Origin of the sequence: Bradyrhizobium sp. CCBAU 53340 (genome assembly GCF_015291645.1) — a bacterium.
GTDB lineage: Bacteria > Pseudomonadota > Alphaproteobacteria > Rhizobiales > Xanthobacteraceae > Bradyrhizobium.
On the sequence record NZ_CP030055.1, the window covers coordinates 7,138,058 to 7,150,000 of the forward strand.

Sequence of the window (11,943 nt, forward strand, 5' to 3'; positions counted from 1 at the left end):
TGTTCTCGCCGCTTGAAGCGGGCTGCAGATAAGCCGAAGCAGCGCCTCATCACAAGAGTTAGTTGATCGATTGACTAAATCATATCGTGCCCGTTTAATCCGCGCCCGACAACCAAACCTATCCAGAAGAATCCAGGGAGAAACCGAAATGGCCGAGGCTTACATCGTCGCCGCTGCGCGTACCGCGGGCGGGCGCAAGGGGGGCCGCCTCGCCGGCTGGCATCCGGCCGATCTCGCCGCGAAAGTGCTGGACGAGCTGGTCGATCGCACCAAGGTCGATCCTGCGCTGGTCGAGGACGTGATCATGGGCTGCGTGATGCAGGTCGGCGAGCAGTCCAATAACGTCGCGCGCAACGCGATCATGGCCTCGAAGCTGCCGGAGAGCGTGCCGGGCACCTCGATCGACCGTCAGTGCGGTTCCTCGCAGCAGGCGCTGCACTTTGCCGCACAGGCCGTGATGTCCGGCACCATGGACGTGGTGATCGCCGCCGGCGTGGAATCGATGACGCGCGTGCCAATGGGCCTGTCCTCGCAGCTCGCCGCCAAGAACGGCTTCGGCCACTACAAGAGCCCGGGCATCGAGGCGAGATATCCGAACATCGTGTTCAGCCAGTTCACCGGCGCCGAGATGATGGCCGAGAAGTACGGCCTGTCGAAAGATGATCTCGACGAATATTCCTTCCAGAGCCATCAGCGGGCGATCGCCGCGACGCAAGCCGGTCACTTCAAGAAGGAGATCGTGCCGCTCGAAATCACCCGAGCCGACGGAAGCAAAGACACCCACCACATCGACGAAGGCATCCGCTTCGACGTGACTCTCGACGGCATCAAGGGCGTCAAGCTGATTGCCGAGAACGGCAAGCTCACCGCGGCCAGCGCGAGCCAGATCTGCGACGGCGCCTCGGGCGTCATGGTGGTCAACGAGCGCGGCCTCAAGCAGCTCGGCGTCAAGCCGCTCGCACGCATCCATCACATGACCATGACCGGCGGCGATCCCGTCATCATGCTGGATGCCCCACTGCACGCCACCAAGAAAGCGCTGGAGAAGGCCGGCATGACGGTCGACGAGATCGACCTGTTCGAGGTCAACGAGGCGTTCGCCTCGGTGCCGACAGGCTGGCTGAAGACCACCGGCGCCGATCCGGCCCGCCTCAATGTCAATGGCGGCGCGATTGCGCTCGGCCATCCGCTCGGCGGCTCCGGCACCAAGCTGATGACGACGCTGGTCCATGCCCTGCACCAGCGCGGCAAGCGCTACGGCCTGCAGACCATGTGCGAAGGCGGCGGCATGGCCAACGTGACGATCGTGGAGCGGCTGTAGACCGAGACATCGCTACACCAAAGGCGTCGTCCCGGCGAAAGCCGGGACCCATAACCACAAATGTCTGTGGTCGGGGCGAGCTGGGGCGACATCGCGTTTCGACAATCTAGATAGGTGGTTATGGATCCCGGCTTTCGCCGGGATGACGCCGTTATTGTTGCGAGATCTCGACCATGACTCACCCGTCCATCTACGCCCGCGCCACACCCGACAAGATCGCCTACCGGATGGCCGGGACCGGCAAGGCGATCACTTATCGCGAGCTCGACGAGCTCTCGAACCAGGGCGCGCAGCTATTCCGCTCGCTAGGCCTGAAGGCCGGCGATCACATCGCGCTGCTGATGGAGAACCGGTTGGCCTTCATGGAAATCTGCTGGGCGGCGCAACGGAGCGGGCTCTATTACACCGCGATCAGCCGCTATCTGAAGCAGGACGAGATCGACTACATCATCGGCGATTGCGGCGCCAAGGTCGTGATCACCACGCCGAAATGCGCCGAGCAGATCAAGGACCTGGTCAAGGGCAAGCCAGGCGAGCCGATCTTCTACATGGTCGACGAACCCCTGCCCGGCTTCCGCTCTTACGACAAGGAAGCATCCGCGCAGCCGACAACCCCAATCGCGGACGAAGTCGCCGGCTACGACATGCTATATTCGTCGGGCACCACCGGCCGTCCCAAGGGCATCAAGAAAGCATTCGAAGGCAACAAGATCGACGTGCCAAACGCGTTCCTGCGCGTGCTCTGCGCCGACATGTGCGGCATGAACGCCGAGAGCATCTACCTCTCGCCGGCGCCGCTCTATCATGCGGCTCCCCTGCGCTTCAACATGATGGCGATCGTGCTCGGCGGCACCTCCATCATCATGGAGCATTTCGACGCCGAGGAGTTTCTCAGGCTCGTCGAGAAATACAAGGTCACCCAATCGCAGCTCGTACCGACCATGTTCGTGCGCATGCTGAAGCTGCCGGACGACATCCGCACGAAATACAACGTCTCGACGCTGAAGGGCGCGATCCACGCCGCTGCGCCCTGCCCGGTCGACGTCAAGGCCAAGATGATCGAGTGGTGGGGTCCGATCCTGATCGAGTATTACGCCGGCTCGGAAGGCAACGGCGTCACCGTCTGCAACTCGCAGCAATGGCTGGAGCATCGCGGCAGCGTCGGCCGCGCCGTGGTCGGCAAGATCAAGATTCTGGACGAGAACGACGAGGAGCAGCCGGTGGGTGAGATCGGCACGGTGTATTTCGCCGACGCACCCGCCTTCACCTATCACAACGATCCAGAGAAGACGAAGAAGGCCTACAACTCCAAGGGATGGTCGACGCTCGGGGATGTCGGCTATCTCGACAAGGACGGCTTCCTCTATCTCACCGACCGCAAGTCCTACATGATCATCTCCGGCGGCGTGAACATCTACCCGCAGGAGACCGAGGACGTGCTCATCACCCACCCTGACATCGCCGACGTCGCGGTATTCGGCGTGCCGAACGAGGAGATGGGCGAGGAGGTCAAGGCGGTCGTGCAGCCGCACGACATGGCGCGCGCCGGCAAGGCGCTAGAGGCCGAGCTGATCGCCTACTGCAGGGCCCGCCTCTCCGCGATCAAGTGCCCGCGCTCGATCGATTTCGAAGCCGAGCTGCCGCGTACGCCGACGGGCAAGCTGGTGAAGCGGCACTTGCGCGACCGGTATTGGTCGAAGACGGTGGCGAAGCTTTAGGGCTCAATCAAACAAGCTCGGCGTGTGGTTCACCAGCGCGCCTTCGATCTCCAGCATCTTCAGCTTGGTCACGACACCGCCATTCGCCGAGAAGCCGCCGGGCTTGTTGCCGGCCGCAAGCACACGGTGGCAGGGCACGACGATCGGGCACGGGTTGCGGCCGAGCGCCTGGCCGACATCGCGCGACAGCTGGACACCGCCGAGCTGCTTGGCGATATCGCCATAAGTGACGGTCTTGCCGGGCGGAATGGCGCGGGCGATCTCGTAGACGCCGCGGTTGAACTCGGGCACGCCGTCGAGATCGAGTTCGATATCGGTGAGGTCGTCGTGTTCGCCCGCGAGCAGTTTTGTCATACGGTCGATGGCGTGCTGCACCTCGGGGGTCGGCTCGGCCTCGGTGGCGTCGGCGTGGCGCTGGCTGATGCGGGTGCGGATCTTCTGCTCGCCGCCCATCGGTAGCTGCGTGCCGTTGATGCCGCGCGGGCCCCAGGCGATGGCACAGAGGCCGATCCTGGTGTCGAACAGGGCAAAATGCTGGTCGGTCATGGCTTGGTTCCTGAGCTTGCGTCCTTCTCGCATGCCCCCCTTGTCATCTGGGCCTAAATCTAGGCTTGGAAATAGTTGCGATCCACCCGGTTTCCGGGAATCTTGCATAGGAGTTCCGCCCCGTTTCACGAGCCCAGAATGCAAAGCCTCCACGTCTTTGGATATGACATGCCCTATCTCGACGTGGGCGAAGACAGAGGCCGGCCGCCGCTGGTCTGCGTGCATGGTTCGCTCAACGACTTCCGCGTCTGGGGCTGCGTGCTCGGGCCACTGACGCAGCGGCATCGGGTGATCGCCGTCAGCCTGCGCCACTTCTTCCCGGAAAAATGGGATGGTGTCGGCAACACCTATTCGATCGCCCAACATGTCCAGGACGTCATCGCCTTCATCGAGAAGCTCGACGTTGGCCCGGTCGACCTGATGGGGCATTCCCGCGGCGGCCATATCTGCTTTCGCGTGGCGCAGCAGCGGCCCGACCTGTTGCGACGGCTGATCCTTGCGGAGCCCGGCGGCGAGCTCGATGCGAGCCTTGATCCCGATTATGCCGGCGGTCCCTCGCCGCTACTGGCCCGGTTCACGGCGTCGGCCGAGAAGATCGCGGCCGGCGATGTCGACGGCGGCCTTGCGGTGTTCGTCGACACGCTGGAGGGCGTCGGCACCTGGCCGCGACTGCCGGCGCTGGTGAAGCAGAATTTGCGCGACAACGCTTATACGCTGATCGGCCAGGTCCGCGACAATCGCCCGCCATTCTCGAAGGCGGATGCCGAGTCCATCAAGATGCCGACGTTGTTCATCCTGGGCGCGCGGACCAAGGGCCTCTTGCCAAAGGTGCTGCACGCGCTGGCCGCGCACGTGCCTTACGCCAAGACGGCGATCATCCCGAACGCGACGCATCCGATGTTCGAGCAGGCGCCGCAAAAATACTCCGAAGTCGTTCTCGATTTCCTGGCGAGCTGACCATGCAGAGCTTTCGCGTCAACGGTTACGACATGGCCTATCTCGACGTCGGCGAGGGCCATCCGCTGGTCTGCGTGCACGGCACGCTCGGCGATTTCCGCACCTGGTATCCGGTGCTCGGTCCGCTGTCGAAGAACCATCGCGTGATCGCGGTCAGTCTGCGGCATTTCTTTCCCGAGCATTGGGACGCCGTCGGCGACGACTACAAGATGGCGCAGCACGTCTCCGACATGATCGCGTTCATCGAGCAGGTGAAGCCGGGTCCGGTCGATCTGATGGGCCATTCGCGCGGCGGGCACATCGCCTTTCGCGTCGCGCAGGCGCGGCCTGATCTGGTGCGAAAGCTGGTGCTGGCCGAGCCCGGCGGCGATCTCGACACGAGCCTGCCGGTGCCGGAAGGCACGCCCGCGTATCCCCCGCTCGCGGCGAAGACGATGCGTTCGGTCGAGATGATCCGCGCCGGCGACATCGAGGGCGCGCTGCAGAATTTCTACGACGGCATCGAAGGCGACGGCTCGTGGCGGCGGGTGCCGGCGGCGGCCAAGCAGCAACTGCGTGACAATACGCTCACCTTGCTCGGCCAGATCAACGAGCAGCGCCGTCCCTACACGCTCGCGGATGCGCAGGCGATCAAGACGCCGACATTGCTGATCGGCGGCGGCGCGACCACCGGCAGCCTGTCGGTGATGTGGCGCGTGCTGGCCGCGCATATCGCGGGCAGCAAGACGGCGGTGATTGCGAATGCCGGCCACTGGATGTTCGAGCAGGCGCCGCTCGAATTCGGCGAGGTGGTGAGCCGCTTCCTGGCGGAGTAGCTGCCCCGCCTGACTTTGCCGAAAACAACCCCATGCACAGTAGACCCGCCCTAACGAAATCAAGGGCTTGCCGGCCGCTGACGCATAAGCATTGACGGCCTCCCCCTCCTGCGATACCGTCGAATACGGAATTCCGTATTCCATTTATGGAGCTGCCGGCGTGATCCCTCTCGACCCGCTCCCGAATCTGATCGACCAGGTCTACGCCCGGATCCTGGAGGCGATCTCCGACCGCACGCTCCAGCCCGGCCAGCGCATTCGCCAGAACGAGCTCGCCGACAAGCTCGGCGTCTCGCGCCAGCCGGTGTCGCATGCGCTGCATCTGTTGCATCGTCAGGGTCTCGTCGCCGAAAGCGGCAAGCGCGGCTTTGAAGTCACCCAGCTCGATCCTGCGCGCATCCGCCAGCTCTACGAGGTGCGCGGCGCCATCGACGCGCTCGCGGCCAGGCTTGCAGCCGAACGCGCGGCAACCGACGCAGCGGGCCGGGCGCGGCTCGAGGCGGCGCTCGCCGCCGGTCGTCGCATCGATCGCAAGACAGAGCTCGGCGAGCTGATCTCGCTCGACGTCGAATTTCATCGCGCCATCTATCAGCTCGCCGGCAATCCCGTGATCGAGGAGACGATCACGCCGCAATGGCCGCATATGCGCCGCTCGATGGCGACCGTGCTGTCGGAGCTGGATTATCGCGGCAGCGCATGGTCGGAGCACGCGGACATCGCCAAGTTCATTTTCGCCGGCGACGCAAACGCCGCCGAACGCGCCGCGCTAGCGCATACACAGACAGCGGGACGGATGACTGAGGAGAGACTGAGGGCGACGGACGAGGTGGCGGCGTAAGCCGCAAATGCCGCCGTCGTCATGGCCGGGCTTGACCCGGCCATCCACGTCTTCGCTCCACGGTGAAGAAAGAACGTGGATGCCCGGGACAAGCCTGGGCATGACGAAAGAGAAACAAACAAAACAGGAGGACGACCCATGAAATTGTCCCAGGAGCAACTGGAGTTCTTCCACCGCGAGGGCTGGCTGTTCCTGCCCGAACTGTTTGCCCAAGAGGAGGTCGATCTGCTGGCGCGCGAGGCGGTCGGCATCTATGACGCCAACCGGCCCGAAGTCTGGCGCGAGAAGAGCGGCGCACCGCGCACGGCCTTTGCGGCGCATCTCTACAATGAGGCGTTCCGCATCCTGGCTAAGCATCCGCGCATGATCGAGCCGGTCGAGCAATTGTTCGGCGAGCCTGTCTACATGCACCAGTTCAAGATCAACGCGAAATCGGCCTTCACCGGCGATGTCTGGCAGTGGCACCAGGATTACGGCACCTGGAAGCGCGACGACGGCATGCCGGAGCCGCGCGCGATGAACATCGCGATCTTCCTCGACGAGGTGATGCCGATCAACGGACCCCTGATGCTGGTGCCGCGCAGCCAGGACGCCGGCGATCTGGAAGCCTCGCACGACCTCGCCACGACGTCCTATCCGCTGTGGACGCTGGACGAGGACACGGTGACGCGCCTGGTCAAGCAGGGCGGCATCGTCGCGCCGACGGGAAAACCCGGCGGCATGCTGATGTTCCACGGCAATCTCGTGCACGGCTCGAGCGGCAACATCACGCCCTACCCGCGCAAGATCGTGTACCTGACGCTGAACGCGGTCTCGAACTACATTCGCACCCCGACGCGGCCGGACTACATCGCGCATCGCGATTTCACGCCGATCAAGACGGTGGATGATGATGCGCTGCTGCGGCTTGCGCGGGCGCCGCGGCAGGCGGCGGAGTGACTGAGTCTCGTGCCCCGGACGCAGCGCAACACGTCAGTGATGCGCCGCCGAGGCGGGGCCCATGCCACACGGACAGCTTGTCTTTCTGGGTCCCGGCTCTGCGGAGCGGCACTTCGCGCCGCACCGCGTCCGGGAACACGATAGTTGATCGGATAGCAACATGAACCTCTTCCGTCTCCTCCAGGCCCGCGCATCCGCCGGCAAGCCTGTTCGCGTCGCGCTGATCGGCGCCGGCAAATTCGGCTCGATGTTTCTGGCGCAGGTGCCACATACGCCGGGGCTCGAAGTTCCCATCATCGCCGACATCGACCGCGAGCGGGCGCGCGAGGCCTGCCGGACCGTCGGCTGGAGCACCGAGCGGATCGCGGCGACCGTCTTCACCGATGACGGGGTCCGCGCCATCGCTGGCGGCGCGATGGACGTTGTGGTCGAGGCGACCGGCAATCCCGCCGTCGGAATCCGCCACGCGCGCGCCGCGATTGCGGCGGGCAAGCACATCGTCATGGTCAATGTCGAGGCGGACGTGCTTGCCGGCCCGCTGCTCGCCGAGGAAGCACGGAAGGCAGGCGTGGTCTATTCGCTCGCTTATGGTGACCAGCCGGCGCTGACGGCCGAGATGGTCGACTGGGCGCGCGCCACAGGTTTTCGCGTCGTCGCCGCCGGCAAAGGGACGAAGTATCTGCCTGCTTATCACGACGTGACGCCTGACGGCGTCTGGCAGCATTATGGTCTCACCGCGGGCGAAGCACAGTCGGCCGGCATGAACCCGCAGATGTTCAACTCCTTCCTCGACGGCACCAAATCGGCGATCGAGATGGCCGCGATCGCAAATGCTTGCGCCCTCGACGTGCCCTCAGAGGGACTTCTGTTCCCGCCCTGCGGCGTCGACGACCTGCCGCACATCATGCGGCCACGGTCGCGCGGAGGCGTGCTGGAGCGATCGGGCGTGGTCGAGGTCGTCTCGTCGCTGGAGCGCGACGGTAGGCCGGTGTTTCGCGATTTGCGCTGGGGCGTCTATGTGGTGCTGGAGGCACCGAACGACTATGCCGCCGACTGTTTCAAGCAATATGGCCTGAAGACCGACGCCAGCGGGCGCTTCGCCGCGATGTACAAGCCCTATCATCTGATCGGGCTCGAGCTGAACATCTCGGTGCTGTCGGCCGCGCTGCGGGGCGAGCCGACCGGCCAGGCTTTTGGCTTCCGCGGTGACGTCGCCTCCGTGGCCAAACGAAACTTGCGCGCCGGCGAGATGCTGGATGGCGAAGGCGGCTACACGGTGTGGGGCAAGCTGGTGCCCGCAGCCGCGAGCCTCAAGGCCGGCGCGCTGCCGATCGGCCTCGCGCACCGCCTCACGCTGAAGCACGACGTCGCCCATGGCGAGATCGTGCGCTGGAGCGACGTCGCGTTCGATGCAAACAATGAGACGATCAAGACAAGGAAGGCGATGGAGGCGGCCTTCGCGAAGCAGAGCTAGGTGTGGATTCATCAATTGGGATTCAACGACGTGGCTTGATCTGCGTCCGGTCTCCGATGCTTTGAGGACTCAAACCGAACATCGGCGAAGACCCATCGAGGGCCAGAAGCTGACGTCCGGGGTTAGGCCCCTTGCAGGTCCGAGTTCGAGCGGCGACGGCTCGAATATCTGCCTGTCCTCAACTGCAGAAAGGACAACAGGATTGAGCTACCGGGCCTCGGCGACCTTCGGTCCGGACGACAGCATCTGCGCGTTGGCTGCCGTGGGGCGTTTCGACGGCGAGGCCGGGTCCGGCGATCGGGAGGCGGCGTCGGGCGCCGCAGCCTGGGATGGTCCATGGGCTGCGGTTGCCGGAAGCACGATCACTTTCGCTCCGACTTTCACCCGATCATAGAGATCCTGAACGTCGTCATTGGTCAGCCGGATGCAGCCGGACGAGACCCGCTTGCCGATCGTGTCGGGCTTGTTGGTGCCGTGAATGCGATATTCGGTCTCGCCCAGATACATCGCGCGAGCGCCGAGCGGATTGCCGGGACCGCCTGCCATGAACCGCGGCAGATATGGCTGACGCGAAATCATCTCGGAAGGCGGACGCCAATCCGGCCATTCCATCTTGCGGGCCACAGTCTGCTCACCGGACCAAGTGAAGCCTTCGCGGCCAACGCCGATGCCGTAACGCATCGCCTGACCGTCGTTCAGAACGAGATAGAGGAACGTGTTCCCGGTATCGATGATGATGGTGCCCGGCGTCTGGTGGCTGGCGTAGTCTACGACCTGCCGCGCAAACTTTCCGGGGACGTCCGCAGCTTTTGGCGGTTCGACCAGAGCAGCCGGAGACGGCGTCGGAGCTGGAGCCTGAGCTGGAGCCTGAACCGGCGCCGCGACATGAGCCGGGGTCGCGACGTAGACCGGGGTCGAGGATGCCGCGGCCTGATGCACAGCCGGCTTGCGCATCGGCTGAACGGTCGCCGGGCGAGACCACAAGACATATCCGCAGGCGGCAACGGCCGTGGCGCCAATTGCAACTCGTCCGACCATCGGCAGCGCGAACGTCTTTGCCTTTCCACGTTTAGCCCGCTTGCCCATGTCTTTCCCCGTCTCGTTGCCTCGAAGGGGTAGCCCGCAAGTTTTAATAAACTTCGAAGTGCCGTCGGCTCGGACTGGAACCGTTAAGCGTCGTTAACGCCAGCTTCGTTCTGACCGGCAGGAACGGGCAGAAATTTCTCGTGTGACGCGCGTCACAGTCGAAACGAATTCGCCGCGGTACACCTGCGACCACGAAATGAGAGGGGATGGCACCCTCCTTCGACAGCGGGAGACACCAATGACTGAGCATAGCAATCGGAAGCATAAAGAGTTGGAAGAGCGTGAACTCGATACCGTGTGCGGTGGCTTCATCAACGATGGCGGCTGCATCGGCCCGTGGATCGTGAATGGAAAGATCACGACCCATCAACCTCCCGGCCCGAACCCCTGGCTGCCAGGCGGCATCTTTCACGGCTGAACCTCACGACCTCAACATTTCTGACACACACAATCTGAACAGGAGCAACGACAATGCTGAACTCTGACCATGTGAAATCTGGAATGATCGAACTGACCGATGCGGAGCTGGAGACGATCGTCGGCGGCAACTGGCTCGGCGACGCCTTCCGTGCCATCGGCAGTGCCATCAAGGACGCCGTCACGTGGGTCGGCGGCCTGATCTTTGGTGGCTTGCAGGGCCCGGGCAACCAGCGCGGCCCGTTCGGCCCGGGGTCGGGCCCCGGCCAGCCGCCGTTCTGATCACGTCTTTTCTGACTTGCTCGAAAGCGGAAACGACGAAAGCCCCGGAGATGTCTCCGGGGCTTTTTGATTATGCATCAGTGAAGGTGTCATCGCCCGGCTTGACCGGGCGATCCAGTATTCCAGAGGCTTGCGTTGGAGAGCTCGCTTTCGCGACGTCCGCGGCGGCGTACTGGATGCCCCGCCTTCGCGGGGCATGACAGCGAGAGCTCAATTCTGATCGTCACCCAGCGCCGCAACGAGCTTGTCGTAGTACTTGCCGACGAGATCGATGTTGCCCTTGTTCTCGACCGCGGGCGCCGGCGTCTTCAGCGCCTGGTTGAGCTCATCGAGCGCTTCCTTCTTGTCCTTGGCCGGCATCTTCTTGTCGGCCTCGACCTGCGCTATCTGCGATTTGATCACGGCGTCATTGCCGACATATTTCTTGGTCGCGGGATCGAAGCCGCCGAGCACGAGGCTGATGTTGTCGACGACGTTGTTGTAGTCGTCATAGCTGGCAAAGCCGTGCTTCTTGGCGACGCCGTCGAGCTGGGCGATCACCTTCGCGTCCGGCGCGGTGTTCTCCGGCAGTTTTTCGGTGATCGCATCCATGTCCTTCTGCGCGGCGAGCACGCCGTCGAGCTGCTTGTCGGTCAGCGCGATCTGCTTGAGCACGGGAGCCTGCGCGGGCGCGGCCTGTTGCGCCTGTGCGGGCTGCTGCTTGGCTTGCGCGAACGCGGCGCCGGAGGAGGCGAGCGATGCAGCGGACACGAGGCACGCGACGCCGAACGCGGCGAGGGCGGGACGAAGCAATGCTGGCATGGGAGTCTCCTCCTGAAGGGGATGGCTGGTTTTGATCGCGGAAGGTTTGGCCGTGGAAGGTCTAGACCGTCGGAAACTAGGGAACTCGAAATGAACTCCGCATGAACTCCGCGTCCCTGCTAGCGGCCGATCATGGCTGAATGATCACAACCCCGTGGTGATCCCGGCGATCACCAAACATTGTTCTGCGTGCAATTCGGCTGTTGCGCGACAGCTGCCTCTTCCCCGATGCTCGAGCGGTTCGAACAAGAAAGAGCATGCATGCCGACCTATCATGGCGCCTGCCATTGCGGCGCTGTCACGTTCAGCCTGGTGTCAGATATCACCGAGCTCACGACCTGCGACTGCTCGCTGTGCAGGCAGAAGAACGCGCTGATGACGAAGGTGCATGAGAGCGCGCTCACCGTGTTTTCCGGCGAGGAGCTGCTGTCGGTCTACGAATGGAATACGCGCCGCGCGAAGCACTTCTTCTGCTCGCGCTGCGGCATCTACACGTTCCATCGCAAGCGCGCCGCGCCGGATCATTTCGGAGTCAACGTGTTTTGTCTGGAAGATTTCGATGCGGCTTCGGTGCCGGTGCGCGCAACGGAGGGCATCGGCATGTCGGTTGTCGATCCGAACGCGCGGAGCGAGTGGCCCGGGCCGCGGGAAGTTGGCTAAGCCATAAACGCCCTGGACAGATTTCATCTCCCTGGAGGGATATGGGTAAGTTGAAGATGACCGGACTGATGGAAGTTGCGTTCAGCTAT

The 11,943-nt window shown here is 63.7% G+C and carries 13 protein-coding genes; 10 read left to right on the plus strand and 3 right to left on the minus strand.

Annotation, left to right across the window (positions count from 1 at the left end; translation table 11 throughout):
* The first annotated feature begins 148 nt into the window (after positions 1 to 148).
* Both XH89_RS33830 and XH89_RS33835 read left to right on the plus strand, forming a co-directional pair.
* Entirely contained in the window at positions 149 to 1,321 is a 1,173-nt protein-coding gene (locus XH89_RS33830; RefSeq protein ID WP_194464615.1) for an acetyl-CoA C-acetyltransferase, read from the plus strand.
* A gap of 173 nt (positions 1,322 to 1,494) precedes the next feature.
* A complete protein-coding gene (locus XH89_RS33835) occupies positions 1,495 to 3,039 on the plus strand; it encodes an acyl-CoA synthetase (RefSeq protein WP_194464616.1) in 1,545 nt (514 codons plus the stop codon).
* A 3-nt stretch (positions 3,040 to 3,042) separates the two neighbouring features.
* Here the strand turns inward: XH89_RS33835 and XH89_RS33840 are convergent, their stop codons facing one another.
* Positions 3,043 to 3,585 (minus strand): methylated-DNA--[protein]-cysteine S-methyltransferase, encoded by a 543-nt coding sequence (locus XH89_RS33840; protein WP_194464617.1) that lies wholly within the window; start codon positions 3,583 to 3,585, stop codon positions 3,043 to 3,045.
* 138 nt (positions 3,586 to 3,723) lie between these two features.
* Between XH89_RS33840 and XH89_RS33845 the strand changes: the two genes are divergently transcribed.
* From XH89_RS33845 to XH89_RS33865, 5 genes are all read left to right on the plus strand, one after another.
* The gene (locus tag XH89_RS33845; RefSeq protein WP_194464618.1) at positions 3,724 to 4,542 is read left to right on the plus strand and encodes an alpha/beta fold hydrolase; all 819 of its coding nucleotides are present in this window, start codon (positions 3,724 to 3,726) and stop codon (positions 4,540 to 4,542) included.
* Positions 4,543 to 4,544: 2 nt separating this feature from the next.
* Positions 4,545 to 5,357, plus strand: coding sequence for an alpha/beta fold hydrolase (locus XH89_RS33850; RefSeq protein WP_194464619.1), 813 nt, complete (start codon positions 4,545 to 4,547; stop codon positions 5,355 to 5,357).
* Between the two features lie 160 nt (positions 5,358 to 5,517).
* On the plus strand, positions 5,518 to 6,195 hold the full coding sequence (locus XH89_RS33855) for a GntR family transcriptional regulator (RefSeq protein ID WP_194464620.1): 678 nt from the start codon (positions 5,518 to 5,520) through the stop codon (positions 6,193 to 6,195).
* 138 nt (positions 6,196 to 6,333) lie between these two features.
* Positions 6,334 to 7,134, plus strand: coding sequence for a phytanoyl-CoA dioxygenase family protein (locus XH89_RS33860; protein WP_194464621.1), 801 nt, complete (start codon positions 6,334 to 6,336; stop codon positions 7,132 to 7,134).
* Between the two features lie 160 nt (positions 7,135 to 7,294).
* Positions 7,295 to 8,608 (plus strand): NAD(P)H-dependent oxidoreductase, encoded by a 1,314-nt coding sequence (locus XH89_RS33865; RefSeq protein WP_194464622.1) that lies wholly within the window; start codon positions 7,295 to 7,297, stop codon positions 8,606 to 8,608.
* A gap of 207 nt (positions 8,609 to 8,815) precedes the next feature.
* Here the strand turns inward: XH89_RS33865 and XH89_RS33870 are convergent, their stop codons facing one another.
* Positions 8,816 to 9,694 (minus strand): L,D-transpeptidase, encoded by an 879-nt coding sequence (locus tag XH89_RS33870; protein WP_194464623.1) that lies wholly within the window; start codon positions 9,692 to 9,694, stop codon positions 8,816 to 8,818.
* Between the two features lie 238 nt (positions 9,695 to 9,932).
* Here XH89_RS33870 and XH89_RS33875 point away from each other — a divergent pair, with 238 nt between their 5' ends.
* Together XH89_RS33875 and XH89_RS33880 are read left to right on the plus strand one after the other, a co-directional pair.
* Positions 9,933 to 10,112 carry a hypothetical protein gene (locus XH89_RS33875; protein ID WP_194464624.1) on the plus strand — a complete coding sequence of 60 codons (180 nt, stop codon included), beginning with the start codon at positions 9,933 to 9,935 and terminating at the stop codon, positions 10,110 to 10,112.
* Positions 10,113 to 10,195: 83 nt separating this feature from the next.
* Positions 10,196 to 10,393: a hypothetical protein gene (locus tag XH89_RS33880; protein WP_194464625.1), complete on the plus strand. Its 198-nt coding sequence runs from the start codon at positions 10,196 to 10,198 to the stop codon at positions 10,391 to 10,393.
* A 210-nt stretch (positions 10,394 to 10,603) separates the two neighbouring features.
* Here the strand turns inward: XH89_RS33880 and XH89_RS33885 are convergent, their stop codons facing one another.
* Positions 10,604 to 11,194 carry a hypothetical protein gene (locus XH89_RS33885; RefSeq protein WP_194464626.1) on the minus strand — a complete coding sequence of 197 codons (591 nt, stop codon included), beginning with the start codon at positions 11,192 to 11,194 and terminating at the stop codon, positions 10,604 to 10,606.
* A 261-nt stretch (positions 11,195 to 11,455) separates the two neighbouring features.
* Here XH89_RS33885 and XH89_RS33890 point away from each other — a divergent pair, with 261 nt between their 5' ends.
* Entirely contained in the window at positions 11,456 to 11,854 is a 399-nt protein-coding gene (locus XH89_RS33890; protein ID WP_194464627.1) for a GFA family protein, read from the plus strand.
* Positions 11,855 to 11,943: the final 89 nt, after the last annotated feature.

What these genes read in the sequence shown, in the direction of transcription:
- XH89_RS33830 (WP_194464615.1), top strand. Translation starts at nt 149, where the DNA reads ATGGCCGAGGCTTACATCGTCGCCGCTGCGCGTACCGCGGGCGGGCGC.
- XH89_RS33835 (WP_194464616.1), top strand. Translation starts at nt 1,495, where the DNA reads ATGACTCACCCGTCCATCTACGCCCGCGCCACACCCGACAAGATCGCC.
- XH89_RS33840 (WP_194464617.1), bottom strand. Translation starts at nt 3,585, where the DNA reads ATGACCGACCAGCATTTTGCCCTGTTCGACACCAGGATCGGCCTCTGT.
- XH89_RS33845 (WP_194464618.1), top strand. Translation starts at nt 3,724, where the DNA reads ATGCAAAGCCTCCACGTCTTTGGATATGACATGCCCTATCTCGACGTG.
- XH89_RS33850 (WP_194464619.1), top strand. Translation starts at nt 4,545, where the DNA reads ATGCAGAGCTTTCGCGTCAACGGTTACGACATGGCCTATCTCGACGTC.
- XH89_RS33860 (WP_194464621.1), top strand. Translation starts at nt 6,334, where the DNA reads ATGAAATTGTCCCAGGAGCAACTGGAGTTCTTCCACCGCGAGGGCTGG.
- XH89_RS33865 (WP_194464622.1), top strand. Translation starts at nt 7,295, where the DNA reads ATGAACCTCTTCCGTCTCCTCCAGGCCCGCGCATCCGCCGGCAAGCCT.
- XH89_RS33870 (WP_194464623.1), bottom strand. Translation starts at nt 9,694, where the DNA reads ATGGGCAAGCGGGCTAAACGTGGAAAGGCAAAGACGTTCGCGCTGCCG.
- XH89_RS33875 (WP_194464624.1), top strand. Translation starts at nt 9,933, where the DNA reads ATGACTGAGCATAGCAATCGGAAGCATAAAGAGTTGGAAGAGCGTGAA.
- XH89_RS33880 (WP_194464625.1), top strand. Translation starts at nt 10,196, where the DNA reads ATGATCGAACTGACCGATGCGGAGCTGGAGACGATCGTCGGCGGCAAC.
- XH89_RS33885 (WP_194464626.1), bottom strand. Translation starts at nt 11,194, where the DNA reads ATGCCAGCATTGCTTCGTCCCGCCCTCGCCGCGTTCGGCGTCGCGTGC.
- XH89_RS33890 (WP_194464627.1), top strand. Translation starts at nt 11,456, where the DNA reads ATGCCGACCTATCATGGCGCCTGCCATTGCGGCGCTGTCACGTTCAGC.